Origin of the sequence: Mesorhizobium sp. 2RAF21, from assembly GCF_052115345.1 — a bacterium.
Lineage (GTDB): Bacteria > Pseudomonadota > Alphaproteobacteria > Rhizobiales > Rhizobiaceae > Mesorhizobium > Mesorhizobium terrae.
The window spans coordinates 35,084-57,686 of sequence record NZ_JBFRGM010000030.1; the positions used below are offsets into that span (position 1 = coordinate 35,084).

The following is a 22,603-nucleotide window of genomic DNA, read 5'->3' on the forward strand; positions in this document are numbered from 1 at the left end:
TGCCGCGCCTATCTGTCGGATGATGGCCTTTCGCCACGGTTGACTTGGCCAAAACCTTCCGATTTACCGTCACCAGCAAATCCCGACAGCCCGGACGCCTTTCCCATGCTTGAAAAAACCTATGACGCCCAAAGCGTCGAGCCGAAGATCGCCAGGATTTGGGAGGAGGCGGACGCTTTCCGCGCCGGTGCCGGCGCCGAGGACGGTGCGGAGCCCTTCACCATCGTCATCCCGCCGCCCAATGTCACCGGCTCGCTGCACATGGGGCACGCGCTCAACAATACGTTGCAGGACATTCTCATCCGCTTCGAGCGCATGCGCGGCAAGAACGTCTTGTGGCAGCCGGGCATGGACCATGCCGGCATCGCCACGCAGATGGTGGTCGAGCGCCGGCTGATGGAAAAGCAGGTGCATCGCCGCGATCTCACCCGCGAACAGTTCGTCGACAAGATCTGGGAGTGGAAGGCCGAATCCGGCGGCGCCATCTTCAACCAGCTGAAGCGGCTCGGCGCCTCGGCCGACTGGTCGCGCGAGCGCTTCACCATGGACGAGGGCCTGTCCAAGGCCGTGCTCGAAGTCTTTGTCACGCTCTACAAGCAGGGCCTGATCTACAAGGACAAGCGCCTTGTGAACTGGGACCCGAAGCTGCTGACCGCGATCTCCGACCTTGAGGTCGAGCAGCACGAGGTCAACGGCAATCTCTGGCATTTCCGCTATCCGGTCGAAGGCGAGACCTACGATCCGGAGAACCCCAAGACCTTCATCACCGTGGCCACGACCCGCCCCGAGACGATGCTGGGCGACACCGGCGTCGCCGTGCACCCGGAAGACGAGCGCTACAGGGACCTCATCGGCAAGAACGTCATCCTGCCGCTGGTCGGCCGCCGCATTCCGATTGTCGCCGACGAATATTCCGATCCGGAGAAGGGCACCGGCGCGGTCAAGATCACGCCCGCGCACGACTTCAACGACTTCGAGGTCGGCAAGCGCCACAAGCTGCCGGCGATCAACATCCTCACCGTCGAGGCGGCGATAAACCTCAACGACAACGAGGATTTCCTGGCCGGGCTCGAGGCGACGCCGGAGCGCCAGGCCGTGTGGAGCGAGTTGCACGGGCAGGACCGTTTCGCGGCCCGCAAGCGCATCGTCGAATTGATGGAAGAGGGCGGTTTCCTCGACAAGATCGAGCCGCACCGCCACACCGTGCCGCACGGCGACCGTGGCGGCGTGCCGATCGAGCCGTTCCTGACCGACCAGTGGTACGTCAACGCACACGAAATGGCCAAGCCGGCAATGGCTTCGGTGCGCGAGGGCCGCACCAATTTCGTGCCGAAGAACTGGGAAAAGACCTATTTCGACTGGATGGAGAACATCCAGCCCTGGTGTATTTCGCGCCAGCTGTGGTGGGGCCACCAGATTCCGGCCTGGTATGGCCCGGATGGGCAGGTCTTCGTCGAAAAGACCGAAGAAGAAGCGCTTGAATCGGCGATCCAGCACTATCTCGCCCTTGAAGGGCCGTGGAAGGCCTGGGTCGAGGAGAAGCTGGAAAACTTCCAGCCCGGCGAGATCCTGACCCGCGACGAGGACGTGCTGGACACCTGGTTCTCGTCGGCGCTGTGGCCGTTCTCGACGCTCGGCTGGCCGGACAAGACGCCGGAACTGAAGACCTATTACCAGACCGACGTTCTGGTCACCGGCTTCGACATCATCTTCTTCTGGGTCGCCCGCATGATGATGATGGGCCTGCATTTCATGGACGAGGAGCCGTTCCACACGGTCTATGTCCATGCGCTTGTCCGCGACAAAAACGGGCAGAAGATGTCGAAGTCGAAGGGCAACGTCATCGACCCGCTCGAACTGATCGACGAATATGGCGCCGACGCGCTGCGCTTCACGCTGGCGATCATGGCCGCGCAAGGGCGCGACGTGAAGCTCGACCCCGCCCGCATCGCCGGCTACCGCAATTTCGGTACCAAGCTGTGGAACGCCACGCGCTTCGCCGAGATGAACGGCGTCGCCCGCGACGATACGTTCTGGCTCAACGACGCCAAGCTCGCGGTCAACCGCTGGATATTGACGGAATTGACCCGCGCGGCGCGCGAGATCACCGACGCCATCGCCTCCTATCGCTTCAACGAGGCGGCGGGCGCGGCCTACCGCTTCGTCTGGAACCTGTTCTGCGATTGGTATCTCGAACTGTTGAAGCCGGTCTTCATGGGCGAGGACGAGGCCGCCAAAGCCGAAAGCCGCGCCTGCGTCGCCTTTGTGCTGGACGAAATCTACAAGCTCCTGCATCCGATGATGCCGTTCATGACCGAGGAGCTTTGGGCGCAGACCGTGGGCGAAGGGCAGGAGCGGCAATCGTTGCTGTGCCATGCCGCCTGGCCGGCGCCTGATTTCGAGGATGTCGAGGCAGCCGCCGATATCAACTGGCTGGTCGATCTCGTTTCCGGCATTCGCTCCGTGCGCTCGGAAATGAACGTGCCGCCGGCCGCGATCGCGCCGCTGGTGGTGATCGGCGCCAACGCGACGACGCGCGAACGCCTGGTTCGCCACGAGGCGGCGATCAAGCGCCTGGCGCGTGTCGGCGACATCTCCCATGGCGAGACCGCACCCAAGGGCTCGGCGCAGATCGTGCTCGGCGAAGCGACCGTATGCCTGCCGCTCGGCAGCCTCATCGACCTCAAGGCCGAGGCCGCGCGCCTGCAGAAGGAACTGGCCAAGGTGACCGAGGAAATCGCGCGCCTGCACAAGAAGCTGTCGAACGAGAAGTTCGTCGCCAACGCGCCGGAAGACGTGGTCGAGGCCGAGCGCGAGAAACTCGCCGAATACAACGAGCAGCAGACACGGCTGTCGGTGGCGCTGGAGCGCGTGCGCGACGCCGGCTGACCCGAACAACAATCGAGCCAAAACAACCTCGATCCCGGTGCTTCGCAAGAGCGCCGGGATCGTTGATTCTGACGTTGCGGAAGTGCCGCGGAAACTGCGTGAGTAGGTACGGTTTCGGCATTCCGCAACGTCACAATTGACGTAAACGGAATGTTTTGGGCCCCATTGTTGCCATAATGTAACAATGGGGCGTTTGACCTGCCAAAATGAGGCTTTTTCGGGCGTTTCCTGCCAATTTCCGCGCGGTTTTGCTTCGCCTGCCTCTAAAAATGGTGGCTTTTCGGTGTCCTCGCCAATGCAGCCGACTGTATTCGCGCGCCACCAGCTCGATTGTACTAGTACGGCCGGAAAAATCGTTATTGCGCCATTAATGCGAATTGGTTCTAGCTTGGTGTACGAATTTCCGGGGAGAGGATTTCATGATCAATTTGCGTTTCAAGGCGCTCCTGGGGGCAGGGTGCATTTCGGTGGCGATGATGGGCGGGGCTCAGGCCGGCGGCTTCTCGCGCGGCTCGGCCGATACCGACATCATCTTCGAGCCGGGCAATTTCAACATGCGCTCGAGCGTCACCTATGTGAGCCCGACGCGTAAGTTCAACAAGAACGGCAATCCGAGGCTGATTGGCACCAACTACGCCGAAGATTATATTATCCCGTCCTTCGCGGCGAAGTTCAACCTGACCGACAATCTGCGCTGCGCCGGCACGCTGGTGAACAACAATGGCGGCAATGCGAGATACGCGTCGCCGACGCTGAGCGGCAAGATTTCCGAAGAATTCACAACCTATGAATCCGCGCTGACCTGCGGCCTCGGCTTCGATGCCGGCCAGGGCAAGTTCTGGCTGCTCGGCGGCGGCTTCATGGAAAAGTTTGAATACAACCGCGTGAATTCCTACGCGGCGCTCGGCATGGGCAACGCTACCCTTAATCTCGACGGTCAGAAATATGGCTTCCGGATCGGCGCTGCCTACGAAATCCCGGACATCGCCCTGCGCGCGCAGCTGATGTATCGCTCGGGCACGAAATACGGTGCCGACGGCAATCTGAATGCGCCTGCCGGCGTTTTGTTCGCTGCGACCGCAGGAACACCGCTGCAGGCTCAGTTCGCAAGGATCATTGCAGCTTCGCCGCTGGGCAAGAATACGCCCGTTGATGTCCCCGCGATCGGCGTTGGCGCCCTGCCGCAAAGCGTCGAGTTCAAGTTGCAGAGCGGTATTGCGCCCGGCTGGCTGGCTTTCGGCAGCGTCAAGTGGACCGACTGGAGCCAGCTGACGACCCTCGACGTTCGCTCGAAGTCGGCGGGCTTCACCATCAGCCAGGACAAGTATTTCTGGAAGGATGGCTGGACCGTAACCGGCGGTGTCGGCCATGCCTTTAACGACAAGGTTTCCGGTTTCGCCAGCCTGACCTGGGATCAGGGCGTCGGCACCGGCTGGGACATCACCGGCGACACCTATACGGTGGCTGTGGGCGGTTCCGCCAAGGACGGCATCGGTGGCGAGTTCCGCGGCGGTGTCGGCTTCAGCTATCTCGGCGCCGGCGAGGAAACCAACTACGCCCCAGGCACCAACCAGGGTGTCAAGGCCGGCTATGCGATTGCCTTCAATGCAGGTTATAGCCTGAAGTGGTAAGCCCTTCATTCTAATCAACAAAGCCGGGCTCTATGCCCGGCTTTTTTGTTGTCCGGGGTTCGTTACAGTCGAATTCTCGAGGTCGGCTGACCGCCCTCCGATGCGTGCCGTAAATGCAACATTAGCTGCGGCATCCATTATTGTGACGTTTCGGCAACAGTTTCGAAACAAGCCATCGGCTAAGAAGACCGGGACGCGGCGATGCCCATTTCCCGCCATAAACCCGGAGCACCTCGATGGGGTACCCGGCAAGACCGATGACGGTCAGGCGAGGGAATGGGCCGCAGATCCGCGGCAGGAACAGAAATGCACGCTGACGAGTTTTCCATTGCCAGTCTGCCGGAGCGCGGTGCGAACGCCATGTCGTCGCCCGAGACCGACCGCAGTTTGGCCGGAAATGCGTGCCATCATGTGCTGAATTCTAGCAAAGTTTCCATCGTCCGCGTCGGCGATGTCGAAGAAATGCACTGCCATGCGGGTTGTTGAGTTGGCAAGGTCGTCGGTGTTCACGGTGATGGTCGCGGTTGCGACCCTCAGCGCCGCCGGCTCGGCTTTTGCCTTCGACGACAAGGTTTTCGACGACAAGAGCGGCGTAAAGCCGAAATCCAGCCCTTGGGAAGTCTTCCAGTTCGGCTTTTCCGCCTACAAGAACGGTCACAAGGAGCAGGCGGTCGAAGCCTATAAATACGCCGCCGAGAACGGCCAGATCGGCGCGACCTGGAAGCTGGCGCGCATGTATGCCGAAGGCGACGGCGTGGCGCAGGACGACTACGCCGCCTTCAAGTTCTTTTCGGAAATCGCCGAACAGGATGTCGAGCCGGGTTCGCCCGAGGAAAGCTACGTCTCCGACGCGCTGGTGGCGCTTGGCGATTATCTGAAGCAGGGCATCCCCGGCAGTCCGGTGGGGGCCGATCCGGTCGTCGCGCAGGAATATTTCATGCGCGCCGCCGCCAATTATCGCAATCCGAACGCCCAGTACGAGATGGGCAAGATGTTCCTGAAGGGCGATGGCGGCGTCAAGGTGAGTGTCAAGCAGGCCGGACGCTGGTTGCAGCTTGCCGCCGAAAAGGGCCATGCGGGCGCGCAAGCAACACTCGGCAACCTCTTGTTCCAGAGCGGAAAGGCGGTGCGCGGGCTGGCCATGATGACGGCGGCACTGGCGCGCGCGACGCCGGCCGATCAGCCTTGGATCCGCTCCATGCAGGAAGAGGCTTTCGCGGTGTCCGGCGAGGCCGACCGCCGCACCGCCATCTCATTGGCCGACGATATGCTGGCCAAAGGCGTTACCGGCGCCGAGCAGCAATAGGCGCACACAGCTGCCTCTTCGGGCCGCTTTGCTCAATCTCAGTCGAAAATTCCGCAGGCGTCGACGGCCTTCATGCAGCCGCCAGCGTCAATTCCACCGCCACCGGCACGTGATCGGACGGCTTTTCCCAGGCCCGCACGTGTTTTTCGATCGAGGCCGAGGCGAAGCGGTTCGCCGCCTCCGGCGACAACAATAGATGATCGATGCGGATGCCGTTGTTTTTCTGCCAGGCGCCGGCCTGGTAATCCCAGAAGGTATAAGTTTCCGATGCGTCGGTGACGGAGCGCACCGCCTCGGTGAAGCCGAGGTTTTTCAGGCGCCGGAATGACTGGCGGGTTTGTGGCTGGAACAGCGCGTCGCCGAGCCATGCTTCCGGAGTTCTCGCGTCGACCGGCTCGGGAATGACGTTGTAGTCACCGGCCAGTACCAGCGCTTCCTCCAGCACCAGTCGCTCCGTCGCCCAGCGTTCAAGCCGCGCCATCCAGGACAGCTTGTAGGGGAATTTGACCGGGTCGCTGATCGGGTTACCGTTCGGCAGGTAGAGCGAGACGACGCGCAACACGCCTTTGTCGGTCGAGAACACGCCTTCGATGAAACGCGATTGCTCGTCGGCATCGTCGCCAGGCAGGCCGCGATTGACCTCGTCGAAGCGCAGCTTCGACAGGATGGCGACGCCGTTAAAGCCTTTCTGGCCGTGCGTCTCGACATGGTAGCCGAGCGCCTCGACCTCGGCGCGCGGGAACTGCTCGTCGACCGTCTTGATTTCCTGCAGGCACACAATGTCGGGCTGGCTCTCGCCCAGCCAGTGCACGAGATTATCAATACGGGCGCGGACGCCGTTGATGTTCCAGGTAACGATTTTCATGAAAATCTCGCGACTATTTCAAGCAAATCAAGGATGGCGCAATCCGCATTCCGATTCGATCCTGCAACATCCTTCGCAGGAAGGGAACCCGGTCAGGGAACGGCCGGCACAATAATGGGAACACCGTCATGTCATCAACCACGCATCCCGTGGACGAGGTGCTGCCGGCGCCACGTCTTGCCGCGCTCGGCATCCAGCACGTCCTTGTCATGTATGCCGGCGCCATCGCCGTCCCGCTCATCGTCGGGCGGGCGCTGAAGCTCGACCCGCATCAGGTCGCCTTTCTGATCTCGGCCGATCTCTTCGTCTGCGGCATCGCCACCATCATCCAGTCGCTCGGCGCCACGCAGTGGTTCGGCATCAAGATGCCGGTGATGATGGGGGTGACCTTCGCCGCCGTCGGGCCGATGACGGCGATCGCCAGCGCCAATCCGGGTCCGGATGGCGCGCGGCTTCTGTTCGGCGCCATCATCGGTTCCGGCATCATCGGCATGGTGCTTGCGCCTTTTGCCAGCCGCATGCTGCGTTTCTTTCCGCCGGTGGTGACAGGCACCATCATCGTGGTGATCGGCGCCTCGCTGATGCGCGTCGGCATCAACTGGATTTTCGGCGTTCCGGTGGGGCCGACCGCGCCGCGCCTGGTGGCGCCCGAACATGCGGCTTGGCTCAAGGCGGTAACGGAAATGGCGCAAACGGCCGGCTCCACCGTTCCGGCCATTCCCGCCAATCTGGCGCTGGCGCCGACGCTGGACAACGCCGCCTACGCGCCGCTCACCAACATCGCCGTTTCCGTGGTGGTGCTGGCTTCCATCCTGTTGATCGCCAAGTTTGGCAAGGGCTTCCTCGCCAACATCGCCGTGCTGCTCGGCATCATCATCGGCGGCGTGCTGACCGCGGCGCTCGGCATGATGCATTTCGACAAGGTCGCCAACGCCGAATGGTTCGCCATCATCACGCCGTTCCATTTCGGCACGCCGATCTTCGATCCGATCCTGATCATCACCATGACATTGGTCATGATCGTGACACTGATCGAATCGACGGGCATGTTCCTGGCGCTGAGCGATCTCACCGGCCGCCGCATGACGCCGGCGGGGCTCTCCGCGGGCCTGCGCACGGACGGGCTGGGCACCGTCATTGGCGGCATCTTCAACACCTTCCCCTACACATCCTTCTCGCAAAATGTCGGACTGGTCGGGGTGACGGGCATCAAGAGCCGCTTCGTCTGCGTCGCCGGCGGCATCATCCTCATCGTCTTCGGCCTGATCCCCAAGATGGGCGCGCTGGTCGAGGCGCTGCCGACCGTCGTGCTCGGCGGTGCCGGCCTGGTCATGTTCGGCATGGTGGCGGCCACCGGCATCCGCATCCTGTCCAATGTCGACTTCAAGGGCCAGCGCAACAACATGTTCGTCGTCGCGGTCTCGGTGGGGCTGGGCATGATCCCGCTGGTGGCGCCGGACTTCAAGATGTGGCTGCCGCATGTCATCCACCCGCTGGTCGAGTCCGGCATCCTGCTGGCCACCGTCTCGGCGGTCATGCTCAACGCCTTCTTCAACGGCGCGCAGGTGGATGAAAACGAGATCCGCGAAGCTGCGATGACATCGGAGGCGTGATTTATCCCGTCATCTCGATGCGAAGGCCGCCCGATCAGGGCGGCCTTTTTCGGACGACGGGTTTGCGCGATGTCTGCCGCCGATGGCGGTCTGGATAAAAGCGGTTATCGAAACCCTTGTCACCGCACGATCGGCTCGCCGTGGAAGCGCCGGCTTGACGGCTTGGACACGCCGAAGCCGACTTCCATCATCAATCGCGGCGTGGTTTTCGGCACCGTTCCCATGTGAAAACCGAACGGGTCTTCCACGAAACCGCTGCCGGCCGGGCCGGTAAGCGTCAGCGGGCTTTCGCGCCCGTAGATATCGAGCACGTCCTCCGCAGAATGGCCGACGAGAAGCGTCAGCTGGTGGCGCAACACCCGGCGCTTGTGGCTGCCGCGCACATAGACATGCGGGCCGGTGTCGGCGTCGACAGGCTGCAGGTGGAAGAAGAACTTCAGCATCCGCCAGTCGTCCAGGTCGAAATGGAACTTGTCGAGCGAGGCCAGGCTCTTGTCGCGCTCGGAAGCCGAGCGGGTCGGAAAGCTCCACCAGACGCGTGTCGTGATCAGCTTCGCCTGGTTGCCGAGGTAGCGCGCGGCGATTTCGTGCAGCAGCGGATCGGCCTGCACCGTGCGCACTTCCGGGCATTCGAGAATCGTCTCGAAATAGTGGCCGCTGAGCAGCGGTCGCTTGAAGTGCTGTTCGGCCTGGTCGTGCTCGAGCGGTTGGAACGACAAGCGACGGTCGAAATTGCCGAAACACGGCGTCTTGCGGGCGAAGGCGGCAATCCCCTCGTGGATATCGGCCGGAAGGTCGATGCCGGTCTGGATGCCGTCGGCCCGCAGCCGTGCCGTTGCCTCCTGTGCGTCCACGCCTGCGAAGATCGAGGATGCCGGCCGGTTGTTGGCGGAGAAGGGGCGGGCGCCCAGCCAATGCAAACGGCGTCCGGGCATGGTGCGGGCCAGCATGAACATCGGCAGCCATGCGGGGTTTTCGCGGACATCGGCAAGGTAGGTCGGGATGCGCGCCCTGATCCGCTTGAGCGTGCTGCCGCTGCGCGCGGCGATTTCCAGGTCGGTCGATGCCGTGTTCATAGGGACGTCTCCCGGTGAAAGGCGACCCTGCGGCCCGCCTCACCCTACGAGTTGTTGTCCCCGACCCTTGTGCGGTGCAACATATGAAGGTGCTTATCTACGGTCAACCGTCTTTGCCGCGTTCCGCGCCATCGAATTCGGGAATGGAACGCGGTGTGGCTGGCGATGGGACGATCGCCATTGTCGCGTCGGCCACTGCCTTCTTGCGCGCTGGCAGCGTCATCGCGACCACGCCGGCGATGACCGCGACCAGCCCGATGCCGGCCGTGCTCGTCACCGTCTCGCCCAGGAAGACGACGCCGATGGCGATGCCGATCGGCACCCTGAGGTAGGCTTGCGCCGTGGCGCCGACCGAACCCAGCGTCTGCAGCAGTCGGAAATAGATGGCGAAGGCGAGCGCGGTCGAGAACACGGACAGGCCGAGCAGCGCCAGCATGGAATGTGTCGATGGCGCCAGCGCCCAGGGATGGTCGACCGCAAGGCTGACCGGAATCAGCAGCACCGTGCCGGCGATGAGGGAGCCGGCCGCCGGCACCATCGGGTCCACGCCCTTGAAGCCTTTGCCGGTAATGGCGGCCGCGCCATAGCAGATGGTCGCCGCGACCACGGCAAGCTGGGCCCACAACTGCGCGCCGAGCCCGTTCAGCGCCTCCATGCCGATGATCAGGCAGGTGCCGGCAAGCCCGGCGACGACGCCGAACAGCTTGCGCATCGTCACCTGTTCATGCCTGGTGATGAGTGCCGTCAGCAGGAAGGCGAAGATCGGCGTCATCGAATTGAGGATGACGGCAAGGCCCGCGTCGATGGAGCGCTCGGCCCAGGCGATCAGCGTGAACGGGATCGCGCTGCTCAGCACCGCCTGGGCCACGAATCTGCCCCACATCGCGGCATCCGTCGGCAGCCTCACGCCGCGCCAGCGCAACACGACAAGCAGGATCAGCCCGGCGATCAATGTGCGCGCGGCAATGAACGTCACCGGCGGGATGGTCTCCACGCCGATCTTGATGAAGGTGTAGGAGGCCCCCCACAGCGTCGACAGGAGGACGAGCAGGGCGAGTTCGGTGACGGGAAGAGTTTTTGCGGGCATGACGGTCGCGCGGTCCTGATGGCGTGTTACCGTTCTCTAGCGCGCCATCGCGATGCAATGTTTCGATGCCGGTCGAAGTGTTGGTCCACACTTGCGCATCGCCGGTATGAAGGTATCATACCGCAAGGCAATGGAGAGCGTATTTGATGGCGGCCACCGAGAAACGGACCTTCAGTCTCCCGCGAGAGCAGGCGGATTACATTGATGAACTGGTTCAGTCTGGAGCATACGCCTCGGCGAGTGAAGTGATGCGGGCGGGCTTGCGAGCCTTGCGGGAGCGCGACGCCGCCGTGGAACGTTGGCTGCTGGAAGAAGTCGTGCCGGTCGCTGCGGCGATGCAGGCGAATCCCGACCGCGGTCTTTCGGCGGAAGACGTTTTTGGCGGCCTCCGGGCTTTGCACACCGCATCCCGCAAGGGTAATTGATGCCCTACCGGATCGTCTTCGCGCCCGAGGCACGAGACGATCTCGAAGCGCTATATTTCTATATTTCCGGGCAAAATGGTGCGTCTCGCGCCATCGCATATCTTGATCGGATCGAAAAATTCTGCCTGACGTTTATGGATTTCCCGGAGCGGGGCGCAAAACGGGACGATCTTTTTCCAGGCTTGCGGATCGTCGGTTTTGAGCGGCGCATTTCAATCGCCTTCGGCATCAGTGGCGATACGGTGATCTTCTACCGGTTTCTGTACGGTGGGCGCGATCTGGACGCGGCGATTGGCGGTTAGCTCACTTTCCGCTCGACCAGGCCGATCGTGTTGCCGGCCGGGTCTTTCAGGAACGCCATCCACTCGCTTTGGCCGGCTGGGCCGAACAGGCCGTTGACGTCGTGATGCACCATTGCCGGCGCCGCGGTGAACGGCACGCCGGCGGCCTTGGCCTCGGCATGGAAGGTGTCGATGTCGGTGATGTCGAGATAGACGGTGCCGGCCGGCACGCCGTCGGCGAAATAAAGCCGCACCTCGCCTGCCATGATGAAGGCCATGCCCGGCGGATCGAAGCGCGAATGCAGCGGCAGACCGAGCACGTCGTGCCAGAAGGCCAATGTGGCATCGAGATTGCGCCCGGCCGACAGCGCGACCTGACGGACCGCGCCGACTGAGGGCATGTTAGACGGAGAAGCTGGTTCCGCAGCCGCAGGAGGCGACGGCGTTGGGGTTCCTGATCTGGAAGGACTGGCCCATCAGATCGTCGACGAAATCGATCACCGAACCGCCCATGTAGATCAGCGAGATGTCGTCGATCAAAACCGTGGCGCCGTCGCGCTCGATGGCGACGTCGTCATCGTTGCGGGCGTCGACAAGGTCGAATTTGTAGGAGAAGCCGGAGCAGCCGCCGCCTTCCACCGAAACGCGCAAAGCCGTCTTGCCGGGTTCGTTGCCGACGATCTTCGAAATCCGCTTGGCGGCGGATTCTGTCATTTCGACCTTCATGGCGGTCTTGGCGTCGGCACCCATGGGCGTCACCTTGCGTTCGGTTCTGCATGATAGGTATGAAGCAGGGCGGGGCAAGTCAACAGCGACAGGGGTCATGAGCAGCGAGCTTGGCGATATCGGTTTCGGTTACCGGCCCCGCGCGGCCTATGCCTGCGACCCCGCCCGCTCGCGTGGCCGCCTGTTCGACGAAGTGGAAAGCCCGACCCGCACGCCGTTCCAGCGCGACCGCGACCGCATCATCCATTCCACCGCCTTTCGCCGGCTGAAGCACAAGACCCAGGTCTTCGTGGCGCATGAAGGCGACCATTTCCGCACCCGGCTGACGCATACGATCGAGGTGGCACAGATTGCCCGGGCGCTGGCGCGGGCGCTGTGCGTCGACGAGGATCTGGCCGAGGCGGTGGCGCTGGTCCACGATTTCGGCCACACGCCGTTCGGCCATACCGGCGAGGATGCGCTGAACGAGAAAATGGCGCCCTGGGGCGGCTTCGACCACAACGCCCAGTCGCTGCGCGTGGTGACACGGCTGGAACGGCGTTACGCCGAATTCGATGGGCTGAACCTGACCTGGGAAACGCTGGAAGGGCTGGTCAAGCACAACGGCCCGCTGACCGACGCGGCGGGCAAGGGGCTGAAAGGGCCGGTGCCGCAGGCGATCCGCGACTATTCGGAGCTGCACGATCTGGAATTGTCGCGTTATGCCAGCGTGGAGGCGCAGTGCGCGGCGCTCGCCGACGACATCGCCTACAACACCCATGACATCGACGACGGCATCCGCTCCGGCCTGCTTCGCCTCGACATGCTGGAGGAGGTCGGGCTTCCGGGCTCGATCCTGCGGGGCGTGCGCGAGCGTTATCCCGCGCTCGACCCGGTGCGCACCGGCCACGAACTGATGCGGCGGCAGATCACCATGATGGTCGAGGATGTCATCGTCACCGCCAAGGCCAATCTCGACCGGCTGGCGCCCGGCAGCGCCGACGCCGTGCGCGCCGCCGGCGAAACCATCGTCCGCTTCTCCGGCCAGATGGCGGCGCAGGAGAAGGAACTGAAGACCTTTCTCTATGCGCGCCTCTACCGCCACCCCGAGGTGATGCGGGTGCGCGCCGACGCCGAGCAGATCGTCAAGAACCTGTTCGACGCCTATTTCGCCGATCCGCGCGCCATGCCGGACGGCTGGCGCGAGGGGCTCGACCGCGCCGAGGATCGCATCAAGGCGCGCGATGTCGCCGATTTCATCGCCGGCATGACCGATACCTATGCGTTGAAGGAGCACCGACGCTTGTTTGACCATACGCCGGATTTGAGCTAGGCCGGGCGCGATTTTCGCCGGCCAACGACCGGTTTTCTTGCATGGATGCAGAGTAGTTTTCATGAACATCTTCGCCGACTTCACCGCGCGGGTCATCAAGGCCGTCGAAAGCCTTGATCTGAAAGACAAAGATGGCGGCACGCTCGATCTCGGCCGCATCGCTGTCGAACCGCCGCGAGACGCCAGCCATGGCGATCTCGCCACCAATGCCGCGATGGTGCTGGCCAAGCCGGCCGGACAGAACCCGCGCGCCTTGGCGGATCGGCTTGTCGAGGCGTTGCGCGCCGATGCGGATGTTTCCGGCGCCGAAGTGGCCGGCCCGGGCTTCGTCAATCTGAGGCTGACCGACGCCTTCTGGCACCGGCATCTGGCCGGCCTGATCGCTGAGGGACAGGATTACGGCCGTTCCAAGGTCGGGCAGGGCATCGCGGTCAATGTCGAATATGTCTCGGCCAACCCGACCGGGCCGATGCATGTCGGCCATACGCGCGGCGCCGTGGTCGGCGACACGCTGGCCAACCTGCTTGGCTTCGCTGGCTACAAGGTGACCAAGGAATATGTGATCAACGACGCCGGCGTGCAGATCGACGTGCTCGGCCGCTCCGCCATGCTGCGCTATCGCGAAGCGCTGGGCGACGATATCGGCGAGATCCCCTCCGGCCTCTATCCCGGCGACTATCTGGTGCCGGTCGGCCAGGCGCTGGCCAAGGAATTCGGCCGTTCGCTGCTGCAGATGCCGGAAGACGAGGCGCTGGCCATCGTCAAGGACCGCACCATCGACGCCATGATGGTGTTGATCAAGGAAGACCTGGCGCTGCTCAACGTGCACCACGATGTCTTCTTTTCCGAGCGCACGCTGCATGCCGACAACGCCAAGGCGATCCGGGCGGCGATCGCCGACCTGACGCTGAAGGGCCACATCTACAAGGGCAAGCTGCCGCCGCCGAAGGGCGAGAAGCCGGACGATTGGGAAGACCGCGAGCAGACGCTGTTCCGCTCGACGGCAGTGGGCGACGATATGGATCGCGCGCTGGTCAAGTCGGACGGCGCCTTCACCTATTTCGCCGCCGACGTCGCCTACCTGAAAGACAAGGTTGAACGTGGTTTCGACGAGCTGATCTATGTGCTGGGCGCCGACCACGGCGGCTACGTCAAGCGGCTGGAAGCGCTGGCCAAGGCCGTCACCGACGGTCGGGTCAAGCTTACCGTGCTTTTGTGCCAGCTGGTCAAGCTGTTCCGCGATGGCGAGCCGGTCCGCATGTCGAAGCGGTCGGGCGATTTCGTCACGCTGCGCGAAGTGGTGGAAGAGGTCGGCCGCGACCCGGTCCGCTTCATGATGCTCTATCGCAAGAGCGACGCGCCGCTCGATTTCGATTTCGCCAAGGTGACGGAACAGTCGAAGGACAACCCGGTCTTCTACGTGCAGTATGCCTCGGCGCGCTGCCATTCGGTGTTCCGGCAGGCCAAGGAACAGCTCGGCATCACGGATCCTTCGCGCAAGGAGCTGTCGGCCAGGCTCGACCTCTTGAAGGACGAGGGCGAGCTTTCGCTGGTCAAGAAGCTTGCAGAATATCCGCGTCTGATCGAGCAGGCGGCGCAGTCGCAGGAGCCGCACAGGCTGGCTTTTTACCTCTACGACCTGGCTTCCAGCTTCCACGCACAGTGGAACCGCGGCAATGATCATGTAGACTTACGTTTTGTTAAGGTTAACGACCCAGAATTGACACGTGCCAGACTCGGGCTGGTGCAGGCTGTTTTGGACGTTTTGTCGTCTGGCCTGGCGTTGATCGGAGCGGAAGCCCCGACCGAAATGCGTTAGGTTCGACTAATCAGCCTGTCACCTTTTGCCCACATTGCGCTGGTAGGGGCCAACCTTCCGCGACGTCCATGGCGTCCGATGAGTGCGAGTTCGGGAACGACAATGGCAGATAGAACCCAGGCGCGTGTAGCCAACCATAACGACATCGCAAGCGACGATCCTTTTGCGGAATTGACCCGTATCATGGGCTTCGATCCACGCGAGCCCGTGCAGCGGCAACCCGCCCAGCAGGCGTCCGCCGAGCTGTCCGACGATTTCGACATCGACCTCGAAAAGGAGTTGATGGGCGAATTCTCCGGTCACGAGGCAGAGCCGGCCATGGCCGCCGCACCGCAGCCGCTGCCAGCCATCGCGCCGGTTGCCGCTTTCGCCGACGAGGCGATCGACAACGACATGGTTGCCTCGATGGAAGAGGAATTCCGCGCCGAGGCGCATGCTCCGCTGGCCGCCGCACCGGCCGAAGCGGAAGCGTCCGACTTTGAGTTCGCTGCCGCCGACGAGATGGAAGAGCCGGTCTTTGACGCGGCCGTGACGCATTCGCTGGAACAGGAATTCCAGCCGCAGGCAGGCTTCGCGCCCGTCGTCGACGAGGCCGAGGATTTCGATCTGGCCATGCGCGATATCGATTTCGGCGACATGGAACTGGATCACGAGCCAGTGGCAGAGCCGATGGCTGTCGCCGCCGAGCCTGTCGCCGCCGCTCCGGAAGACTTCGACGCGCATTTTGATACGGCGATGGCCGATGTCGACATGGATTTCAACGCGCGGCTTTCGCCGGTCCACGAAGCGGCGAACGCGGATGTCGCGGTTGCCGAGGAAGACCATGCGCCGGCGCAGGCCGAGCAGTCCTTCCTGCCGACATTCGGCCATCACACGCAGCCGGCGGACAACGTCGCGACCGGTGCCGATTTCGATATCGACATGGACGACGTCTTCACCGACGAGGCGCATGCCGAACCGGTGGCGTTTGCCGCTGCCGCGGCGCAGCCGGAAGTGGCCCCGGCGGCTGCCAATGAGGCCTCGGCCGCCGCCGCGCAGGACCGCAGCCTGGAAGACGAACTCAACGCGCTGCTCGGCCGCATGACGGCACGTCCGGCCGTTGCCGAGCCGGCCGCCGAGACCTGGCGGCCGCAGCTCGCGGCTGCGCCGGTCGTGGAAGAGCCTGCTCTTGACGCCGATCTTGACGCTTCGCTGATCGAGGAACTGTCGGCCGCCGAGGTCGACGACGCCCACAACACCTACGAACAGGCCGCTGAAGAACCGCTCCTGGCCGACGACGAGATCGATTTCGACGTTGATGCCTTCGACGCTGCCATGGCCAAGGGCCTCGACACGCTCGATGACGAACCTGTCCAGAAGGCTGAAGAGGAAGATCCTGTCGAGGCGCTTCGCTGGGCCGCTCCGGCGGTGGCCGCCGCTGCCGCCACGGCCTCGTTCGTGCAGCCGATCAAGGCATGGGGCCGCGGCAATCCGGTGGCGCCGGGTCAGCAATATTCCGCCCCCGTACAGCAATACGCCGCTCCCGTGCAGCAGTACGCGGCGCCGACCCAGCAGTACGCCGCGCCGACCCAGCGGTACGGGGCCCCGGTCGAGCCGGTGATGGAGACCTTGCCATCGATGCCGTTGCAGCCGGCCATGCAGGCGGTCGCGTCGACGCCGTCCTGGCACAAGCCCGCCCAGCCGGCCACCATCCGCGAGGACGTGCCGGACATCGAGACGATGGATGTGCCGGAGCGCGTCGTGGCGCTGGCCGACGATCTCGACATTCCGGAAGTGCCGTTCGAGCAGGATAAGCCGGAGAGCGCTGCCTACGATGAGCTCGACGCCGAATTCTCGACGCTGCTCAACGAGATGGTCCCCAATACTCAGGCATCCGCCAAGGTGGCGCATTACGACGACGAAGCGGACGGTCACCGTCGCGACCGTGTCGAGATGCCGGCCTATGCGGACACGCCGCAGGCGGCAGCTGCCGCGGCGGCCTATGCCGATCTTGGCTACCAGGGTTACGATCCGCAAAGCCCGGCGCGCGGCAAACCGGCCGCTGGTGCTGTCGCCGATGACGGTTTCGACTACGATCCTGATCTCGAAGAGGCGATGTCCATTCCGGAAGCCGCCGCCGCCGGTGCCGCTCAGGAGCCGCGTCGTCGCGGGCTGCTGATCGCCGCCGTGGTCGGTGCGGTCGCCGTGGTTGGCGGTGTCGGCGCCTTCGCGCTCTCTTTCGGCGGTTCCAGCTCGGAAGCGCCGGCCATCGTCAAGGCCGACAACCAGCCGATGAAGGTGAAGCCGGAGAATCCCGGCGGAGCGGTGATCCCGAACCAGGACAACAAGGTCTACGACGCCGTCGCCAAGGGCGCTCGCCCGGCGGTGCCGACGCAGCCGAAGCTGGTCGCCAATGCCGAGGTGCCGGTCGATGTGGTGGCCAAGGAACAGGCCGACCGCGCCGCCTCCCTCTCCGGTCCCGACGACAGCGAAAACGGCGCTCTGGCCCCTGCTCAGGACGCCAACGCCCAGCCGGCTGCCAAGGGCGAAGATCGTGTCGCCCAGGTCGCCCAGGAAAATGCCGGTACGCAGGAAGGCGCACTGGTGACGCCGCGCAAGGTGCGCACCATGGTGGTGAAGCCCGACGGCAGCCTGGCGCCGCGTGAAGAGCCGGTGGCCGCTCCGGTTGCCGCCAGCGAACCGACCGACCCGACGCCGCAGCGCGTTGCCCAGCAGGACCAGACCGGCACCGTGCCGCAGGCGACCGACGGCGATGCGCCACAGGCCGCGCTGAAACCCGCCGCCAAGCCGCAGGCTGTCGCCAAGACCCCGGCCGCAGCTCCGGTGGCGCCGCAGCGTCCGTCCGACCAGCCGGTCAACATCGCCGGCGAAGTCAAGCCGAAGGCCGATCAGCAGGTTGCCTCGGCGCAGCCGCAGGCTCCGGCGCCCGCCGCCGGTGGCTGGTCGATGCAGATCGCCTCGCAGCCGACCGTCGAAGGCGCCCAGTCGACTTATCAGGACCTGGCGCGTCGCTACTCCAGCGTGCTGGCAGGCCGCAGCGCCAACATCGTCAAGGCCGAAGTGGCCGGCAAGGGCACCTTCTACCGGGTGCGCGTGATGGCGCAGTCGCGCGACGACGCCGTCAAGTTGTGCACCAGCTACAAGGCCGCCGGCGGCAACTGCTTCGTCTCGAAGTAATCTCTGGTTTCCATCGATCCCGAACGGCGCGGCCTGGTCCGCGCCGTTTTTCTTTGTGGACGACCCGACAGCGAAATATCCGGTTGCTGCGGAGCTGCCATGGCAATAGGTCTGGAAAATCGATGCCGCGAAAGGTGAGGGCTGACGCGTGTCTTGTTCAACATGGATTTCCGGGTTGAGGATCAATGCGTTGCGGGCAATTTTCGCGACGACGCTTTCGCAGGGCGAGGCAGGCTGATGGCGCCTTTTATCGTCGATCACACCAAGGTCCGTGAATTCGCGGACGCCGAGAGCTTCTACCAATGGCTGTCGCGGAACCATGCCAGCCAGGACGAAGTCTGGATCAAGATCCACAAGGTGAGTTCGGGCCTCGCCTCGATCACGCCGCTCCAGGCCATCGATGTCATTTTGTGCTGGGGCTGGATCGACGGCATCCGCAAGGGGTTCGACGACCGCAGTTATCTGCAGCGCTACACGCCGCGCACCAGAAAGAGCATCTGGAGCCGCATCAATGTCGACAATGTCGCGCGGCTGGTCGAGGAAGGCCGCATGACCGAGCATGGTTTGCGCGAGGTTGAGGCCGCCAAGGCGGACGGGCGCTGGGACCGCGCCTATGACGGCGTCAAGACCATGACCATTCCCGACGACCTCCAGGCGGCAATCGACGCTGAGCCGGCGGCGCGGGAAATGTTGGCCAAGCTCAGCTCGCAAAACCGCTTCGCGCTGATTTTCCGCACCCACAACATGAAAACCGAAGCCGGCCGCAAGAAGAAGATCGAGAGCCTGGTGGCGATGCTGAAACGCGGCGAAACGATCTACCCGCAGAAGAAGAAGTGATACCGGACCGCCTCGGCCCCGCGCGGCATTTTTTTCGCGCGGGGCCGGCGGCGGATCAACTCCGCATGGCTGGGCTTTGGCGGCGTACCAGGCCGAGTGCCGAAAGCACGATCAGCGCCATCGCGGCCATGTAGCCGACGAGCGGCCAGGCCGTATCGCCGCCGAACCCCATGACCGCCAGCGTGCCGGCAATGCCGACGAACAGGCTCTCGATGCAGAAATAGAGCGCGACCGCCGTGCCGGCCCGGTCGCCGAACTCGGCCAGCGCGCCGTTGGCCGCCACCGAGACGGTGAACACCATGCCGATCGCCGCCACCCACATCGGCAGGATGAAGGTGGCGAAGGAGGGTGCTTCCGACATTTGCCCGCCGGCGAGCAGGATCGCAGCCGCCAGCAGCAAAACGATGCCGCGCGCGGCGCTGCCGGCCACGCCCCAGCGCGTGACGAAATGTTTGGCAAAACGCGTGGTCGCGATCATGACCACCGCCACGGTGGCGAAGGCCAGGCTGAAGCCCAGTTCCGAATAGCCGGCCCTGTCGATCAGGACGCGCGGCGCGGTCGAGAAAAAGACGAAGAAACTTCCCATCGCCGCGCTGAAGGCCAATGTGTAGGCCCAGAAGGACGGGCTGCGCAGGATAGGTTTCATCGAAGCCCGGTGCCGGGTGACCGGTGTCGGCCGCGTCTCGTGCCAGCGCAGCGTCGCGTTGATCAGCGCCGGCAGGGTGAGCAAGGCGAGCGTTACGAAGATTGCCCGCCAGCCGAACCGCTCGGCGATCAGCGCGCCGGCGACCGGGCCGAGCGCCGGCACGAAGGCCAGCATCGAGCCGAACAGGCTGTAGATGACGGCGCCCTCGGGGCGTTCGGCATAGACGTCGCGCACGGTCGCGAAGGTGGCGACCAACGCCGCTGCCGCGCCCGCCGCCTGCGCTACCCGCAGAAACAGGAAGACCGGGCCGCTGCCGGCGGCGGCCAGCGCGAGGGAAGCGGCTGCGAACAACGCGGCACCGCCAAGCAGCACCGGCCGGCGGCCGATGCGGTCGGACAACGGCCCGAACACCATCTGTCCGGCGCCGAGCAGGATCATGTAGAGGCTCAGCGTCAGCTGGATGACGGTCGGGCTGGTGCCCAGCCTTTCCGGCATGGCCGGCACGACGGGGAGGTAAATATCCATCGCCAGCGAGGCGAGGAGGTCGAAAGGGGCCATCAGCAGCAGTGCCGCGGGCAGGCCATGGGCCCAGACAGGGTTCTTTTTAGACATGACAAAGGGTCCGCTCAAAAAGGGAATTTGGGCGGCGACTGCCTGTCGGTCCGGTCGGTTGGATGGGAGTGGACAGCGCGCCGCAACAACGAAAGCGTCGTTGCGGCCTATCTGTCTGACTGCGGTAAGGCTCCCATGCCGATGCTCCATAAAAGGATCGCGAAGGCCGGCCGTTTAGCATTGCATCGACACGGGCGCAACGCGGCTTGGCCCGGGGAGCATGGCTGCCATGCGCCGGCAGGTCTTGCCCGGGCCGGGGGAATCGCTAAATTGCCCGACAGAGGACGACCTCTCCCATAGCGGGCCCAATATCGGGAAAGAATGTCCGGGACGGCCCGGCGCCCCCAAGGAGGGTCGCCATGGCCTGGGTCTATCTCATTATCGCCGGATTGCTGGAAGTCGTCTGGGCTTTCTCGATGAAGAAGTCGGAAGGTTTTACGCTTCTCACCCCCACCATCGTCACCATCGTCATGATGACCGCCAGTTTCGGCCTGTTGTCGGTGTCGATGAAGACGCTGCCGCTCGGAACCGCCTACACGATCTGGACCGGCATTGGCGCGGTCGGCGCTTTCGCCGTCGGTGTCGCCGTGCTCGGCGAAGCGGTAACGCCGATGCGCGTGCTTGCCGCCGCCCTCATCGTTGCCGGGCTGGTGATGATGAAGCTGTCGAGCAGCCATTAGGGTTCGGCCGCTGACGCCTTACCTTCTCCCCCTGTGGGAGAAGGTGGATCGGCGCGCAGCGCCGAGACAGATGAGGGGTGCTGGAAGAAGCGAGACGGCGCAAAGCGATCGCCCGTTTCAACAGCACCTCAGTCCGGAAAAGTAACACGCCGTCCAACACCCCTCATCCGACCTCGCCTTCGGCTCGGCCACCTTCTCCCACAAGGGGAGAAGGTAAGGCGCCCAGGCACCTCACTGTCAGGTCATGGCAGCAAGCATCGACATCGCGAAAAAAACCGTCCTTTATTCTGTCGGGACCTGTCCGGCCGAAACGTCATCCTGATGACGGCGGCCGGTGGTCGGCGCGCCTTCGGCAGTTTCCTGCTTATTCGGGAGGCAGACGGACATGGGTGCTTCTTCCTATCGTTGGGTGATCGTCGGCGCCGGCGCGCTGATGACCTGCGTCGCGCTCGGCGCGATGTTTTCGCTGGCAATCTTCCTCGAACCGATCTCGGTCGACACCAACTGGTCGCGCGCCGGCATTTCCAGCGCGATGACGCTGAATTTCCTCGTCATGGGGGTCGGCGGCTTCATGTGGGGCGCGGCCACCGACCGCTACGGCCCGCGCATCGTCGTGCTGATCGGCGCGGTCCTTCTGGGCCTGGCGCTCGTTCTGGCCAGCCAGGTGCACACACTGCTCATCTTCCAGATGACCTATGGCGTGCTGGTCGGGCTGGCGGCCAGCGCCTTCTTCGCGCCGATGATGGTCACCACCACGGCCTGGTTCGACAAGCACCGCAGCCTCGCGGTCTCGCTGGTCTCGGCCGGCATGGGTGTCGCGCCGATGACGATTTCGCCCTTCGCGCGCTGGCTGATCACCGCCTATGACTGGCGCACCGCCATGTTCGCCATCGGCGTGATGTCCTGGGTACTGCTCATCCCGGCGGCGCTTCTGGTGCGCCGCGCGCCGCAGAATCTGGCCAATGACGAAGCGGGCTCCGAACTGGCCAGCGAGGGCGGCGGCATGACCGTCGGCCAGGCGCTGCGGTCGATGCAGTTCCTGGTGCTGGGCATGACCTTCTTTGCCTGCTGCATGGCGCATTCCGGCCCGATCTTCCACATGGTCAGCTACGCCATGGCCTGCGGCGTGGCACCGATGGCGGCGGTGTCGATCTACAGCGTCGAAGGCCTCGCCGGTCTCGGCGGCCGGCTGGTGTTCGGCGTGCTGGGCGACCGGCTGGGCGTCAAGCCCGTGCTGGTCGCCGGCCTGCTCATCCAGGCGGCGGTGATCGCGGCCTATCTGATGGTCAGCAAGCTCGGCGAGTTCTACGCCCTCGCGGTGATCTTCGGCGGCACCTATGGCGGCGTCATGCCGCTCTATGCGGTGCTGGCGCGCGACTATTTCGGCCCGCGCATTCTAGGCACCGTCTTCGGTGCGGCCACCATGCTCTCCAGTCTCGGCATGGCCTTCGGTCCGCTGGCCGGCGGTTGGGTCTACGATGCCTATGCCAGCTATTCCTGGCTGTTCATCGGCTCGGCGATCGTCGGGCTGGGTGCGGTGGCCATCGCGCTGGCCTTTCCGCCGGTGCAGCGCCAGCAACTGCAGCCGGCTTGACTGCCGCATATCGGGGTCGAGCAAATG

General features: G+C 64.1%; 19 protein-coding genes. 13 read left to right on the forward strand and 6 right to left on the reverse strand.

Annotated elements, in window-relative coordinates; translation table 11 throughout:
- The first annotated feature begins 105 nt into the window (after positions 1–105).
- From AB4136_RS30885 to AB4136_RS30900, 4 genes are all read left to right on the forward strand, one after another.
- Complete coding sequence (locus AB4136_RS30885) at positions 106–2,889, forward strand: valine--tRNA ligase (RefSeq protein ID WP_137900582.1); 2,784 nt, start codon at positions 106–108, stop codon at positions 2,887–2,889.
- A 419-nt stretch (positions 2,890–3,308) separates the two neighbouring features.
- The gene (locus AB4136_RS30890; RefSeq protein WP_024926331.1) at positions 3,309–4,520 is read left to right on the forward strand and encodes an outer membrane protein transport protein; all 1,212 of its coding nucleotides are present in this window, start codon (positions 3,309–3,311) and stop codon (positions 4,518–4,520) included.
- A 306-nt stretch (positions 4,521–4,826) separates the two neighbouring features.
- The gene (locus AB4136_RS30895; protein ID WP_024926332.1) at positions 4,827–5,006 is read left to right on the forward strand and encodes a hypothetical protein; all 180 of its coding nucleotides are present in this window, start codon (positions 4,827–4,829) and stop codon (positions 5,004–5,006) included.
- Positions 4,993–5,826: a tetratricopeptide repeat protein gene (locus AB4136_RS30900; protein ID WP_024926333.1), complete on the forward strand. Its 834-nt coding sequence runs from the start codon at positions 4,993–4,995 to the stop codon at positions 5,824–5,826. The genes AB4136_RS30895 and AB4136_RS30900 overlap by 14 nt, the downstream gene beginning before the upstream one ends.
- Positions 5,827–5,896: 70 nt before the next feature.
- On the opposite strand, the gene xth is transcribed toward AB4136_RS30900, so the two are convergent.
- Entirely contained in the window at positions 5,897–6,691 is a 795-nt protein-coding gene (gene xth / locus AB4136_RS30905) for an exodeoxyribonuclease III (protein ID WP_024926334.1), read from the reverse strand.
- A 128-nt stretch (positions 6,692–6,819) separates the two neighbouring features.
- Here xth and AB4136_RS30910 point away from each other — a divergent pair, with 128 nt between their 5' ends.
- Positions 6,820–8,304: a nucleobase:cation symporter-2 family protein gene (locus AB4136_RS30910; protein ID WP_065998062.1), complete on the forward strand. Its 1,485-nt coding sequence runs from the start codon at positions 6,820–6,822 to the stop codon at positions 8,302–8,304.
- A gap of 119 nt (positions 8,305–8,423) precedes the next feature.
- Here the strand turns inward: AB4136_RS30910 and AB4136_RS30915 are convergent, their stop codons facing one another.
- Positions 8,424–9,380 carry a hypothetical protein gene (locus tag AB4136_RS30915; RefSeq protein WP_024926336.1) on the reverse strand — a complete coding sequence of 319 codons (957 nt, stop codon included), beginning with the start codon at positions 9,378–9,380 and terminating at the stop codon, positions 8,424–8,426.
- 103 nt (positions 9,381–9,483) lie between these two features.
- Positions 9,484–10,467 carry a DMT family transporter gene (locus AB4136_RS30920; protein WP_024926337.1) on the reverse strand — a complete coding sequence of 328 codons (984 nt, stop codon included), beginning with the start codon at positions 10,465–10,467 and terminating at the stop codon, positions 9,484–9,486.
- Between the two features lie 146 nt (positions 10,468–10,613).
- On the opposite strand from AB4136_RS30920, the gene AB4136_RS30925 reads away from it, so the two are divergent.
- Both AB4136_RS30925 and AB4136_RS30930 read left to right on the forward strand, forming a co-directional pair.
- Entirely contained in the window at positions 10,614–10,892 is a 279-nt protein-coding gene (locus tag AB4136_RS30925; protein WP_024926338.1) for a type II toxin-antitoxin system ParD family antitoxin, read from the forward strand.
- On the forward strand, positions 10,892–11,194 hold the full coding sequence (locus AB4136_RS30930) for a type II toxin-antitoxin system RelE/ParE family toxin (protein ID WP_024926339.1): 303 nt from the start codon (positions 10,892–10,894) through the stop codon (positions 11,192–11,194). The genes AB4136_RS30925 and AB4136_RS30930 overlap by 1 nt, the downstream gene beginning before the upstream one ends.
- On the opposite strand, the gene AB4136_RS30935 is transcribed toward AB4136_RS30930, so the two are convergent.
- Together AB4136_RS30935 and erpA are read right to left on the reverse strand one after the other, a co-directional pair.
- Positions 11,191–11,574, reverse strand: a complete 384-nt coding sequence (locus AB4136_RS30935) for a VOC family protein (protein ID WP_024926340.1) — start codon at positions 11,572–11,574, stop codon at positions 11,191–11,193. The two genes, AB4136_RS30930 and AB4136_RS30935, sit on opposite strands and share 4 nt — an antisense overlap.
- A gap of 1 nt (position 11,575) precedes the next feature.
- Positions 11,576–11,923 (reverse strand): iron-sulfur cluster insertion protein ErpA, encoded by a 348-nt coding sequence (gene erpA / locus AB4136_RS30940; RefSeq protein ID WP_024926341.1) that lies wholly within the window; start codon positions 11,921–11,923, stop codon positions 11,576–11,578.
- A 73-nt stretch (positions 11,924–11,996) separates the two neighbouring features.
- Here erpA and AB4136_RS30945 point away from each other — a divergent pair, with 73 nt between their 5' ends.
- From AB4136_RS30945 to AB4136_RS30960, 4 genes are all read left to right on the forward strand, one after another.
- Positions 11,997–13,211, forward strand: coding sequence for a deoxyguanosinetriphosphate triphosphohydrolase (locus AB4136_RS30945; protein WP_024926342.1), 1,215 nt, complete (start codon positions 11,997–11,999; stop codon positions 13,209–13,211).
- A 61-nt stretch (positions 13,212–13,272) separates the two neighbouring features.
- Positions 13,273–15,030 carry an arginine--tRNA ligase gene (gene argS / locus AB4136_RS30950; protein WP_024926343.1) on the forward strand — a complete coding sequence of 586 codons (1,758 nt, stop codon included), beginning with the start codon at positions 13,273–13,275 and terminating at the stop codon, positions 15,028–15,030.
- Between the two features lie 102 nt (positions 15,031–15,132).
- Positions 15,133–18,207, forward strand: a complete 3,075-nt coding sequence (locus AB4136_RS30955) for an SPOR domain-containing protein (protein WP_024926344.1) — start codon at positions 15,133–15,135, stop codon at positions 18,205–18,207.
- A 237-nt stretch (positions 18,208–18,444) separates the two neighbouring features.
- Positions 18,445–19,044 carry a YdeI/OmpD-associated family protein gene (locus tag AB4136_RS30960; RefSeq protein WP_137900583.1) on the forward strand — a complete coding sequence of 200 codons (600 nt, stop codon included), beginning with the start codon at positions 18,445–18,447 and terminating at the stop codon, positions 19,042–19,044.
- A 55-nt stretch (positions 19,045–19,099) separates the two neighbouring features.
- On the opposite strand, the gene cml is transcribed toward AB4136_RS30960, so the two are convergent.
- On the reverse strand, positions 19,100–20,302 hold the full coding sequence (gene cml / locus AB4136_RS30965; RefSeq protein ID WP_024926346.1) for a CmlA/FloR family chloramphenicol efflux MFS transporter: 1,203 nt from the start codon (positions 20,300–20,302) through the stop codon (positions 19,100–19,102).
- A 359-nt stretch (positions 20,303–20,661) separates the two neighbouring features.
- Here cml and AB4136_RS30970 point away from each other — a divergent pair, with 359 nt between their 5' ends.
- Both AB4136_RS30970 and AB4136_RS30975 read left to right on the forward strand, forming a co-directional pair.
- Positions 20,662–20,982, forward strand: a complete 321-nt coding sequence (locus AB4136_RS30970; protein ID WP_024926347.1) for a DMT family transporter — start codon at positions 20,662–20,664, stop codon at positions 20,980–20,982.
- Between the two features lie 385 nt (positions 20,983–21,367).
- Positions 21,368–22,576 carry an MFS transporter gene (locus AB4136_RS30975; RefSeq protein WP_024926348.1) on the forward strand — a complete coding sequence of 403 codons (1,209 nt, stop codon included), beginning with the start codon at positions 21,368–21,370 and terminating at the stop codon, positions 22,574–22,576.
- The last annotated feature ends 27 nt before the right edge of the window (positions 22,577–22,603 follow it).

Coding starts and splice junctions, on each gene's coding strand:
- AB4136_RS30885 (WP_137900582.1), top strand. CDS start 106: ATGCTTGAAAAAACCTATGACGCCCAAAGCGTCGAGCCGAAGATCGCC.
- AB4136_RS30890 (WP_024926331.1), top strand. CDS start 3,309: ATGATCAATTTGCGTTTCAAGGCGCTCCTGGGGGCAGGGTGCATTTCG.
- AB4136_RS30895 (WP_024926332.1), top strand. CDS start 4,827: ATGCACGCTGACGAGTTTTCCATTGCCAGTCTGCCGGAGCGCGGTGCG.
- AB4136_RS30900 (WP_024926333.1), top strand. CDS start 4,993: ATGCGGGTTGTTGAGTTGGCAAGGTCGTCGGTGTTCACGGTGATGGTC.
- xth (WP_024926334.1), bottom strand. CDS start 6,691: ATGAAAATCGTTACCTGGAACATCAACGGCGTCCGCGCCCGTATTGAT.
- AB4136_RS30910 (WP_065998062.1), top strand. CDS start 6,820: ATGTCATCAACCACGCATCCCGTGGACGAGGTGCTGCCGGCGCCACGT.
- AB4136_RS30915 (WP_024926336.1), bottom strand. CDS start 9,380: ATGAACACGGCATCGACCGACCTGGAAATCGCCGCGCGCAGCGGCAGC.
- AB4136_RS30920 (WP_024926337.1), bottom strand. CDS start 10,467: ATGCCCGCAAAAACTCTTCCCGTCACCGAACTCGCCCTGCTCGTCCTC.
- AB4136_RS30925 (WP_024926338.1), top strand. CDS start 10,614: ATGGCGGCCACCGAGAAACGGACCTTCAGTCTCCCGCGAGAGCAGGCG.
- AB4136_RS30930 (WP_024926339.1), top strand. CDS start 10,892: ATGCCCTACCGGATCGTCTTCGCGCCCGAGGCACGAGACGATCTCGAA.
- AB4136_RS30935 (WP_024926340.1), bottom strand. CDS start 11,574: ATGCCCTCAGTCGGCGCGGTCCGTCAGGTCGCGCTGTCGGCCGGGCGC.
- erpA (WP_024926341.1), bottom strand. CDS start 11,923: ATGGGTGCCGACGCCAAGACCGCCATGAAGGTCGAAATGACAGAATCC.
- AB4136_RS30945 (WP_024926342.1), top strand. CDS start 11,997: ATGAGCAGCGAGCTTGGCGATATCGGTTTCGGTTACCGGCCCCGCGCG.
- argS (WP_024926343.1), top strand. CDS start 13,273: ATGAACATCTTCGCCGACTTCACCGCGCGGGTCATCAAGGCCGTCGAA.
- AB4136_RS30955 (WP_024926344.1), top strand. CDS start 15,133: ATGGCAGATAGAACCCAGGCGCGTGTAGCCAACCATAACGACATCGCA.
- AB4136_RS30960 (WP_137900583.1), top strand. CDS start 18,445: ATGGCGCCTTTTATCGTCGATCACACCAAGGTCCGTGAATTCGCGGAC.
- cml (WP_024926346.1), bottom strand. CDS start 20,302: ATGTCTAAAAAGAACCCTGTCTGGGCCCATGGCCTGCCCGCGGCACTG.
- AB4136_RS30970 (WP_024926347.1), top strand. CDS start 20,662: ATGGCCTGGGTCTATCTCATTATCGCCGGATTGCTGGAAGTCGTCTGG.
- AB4136_RS30975 (WP_024926348.1), top strand. CDS start 21,368: ATGGGTGCTTCTTCCTATCGTTGGGTGATCGTCGGCGCCGGCGCGCTG.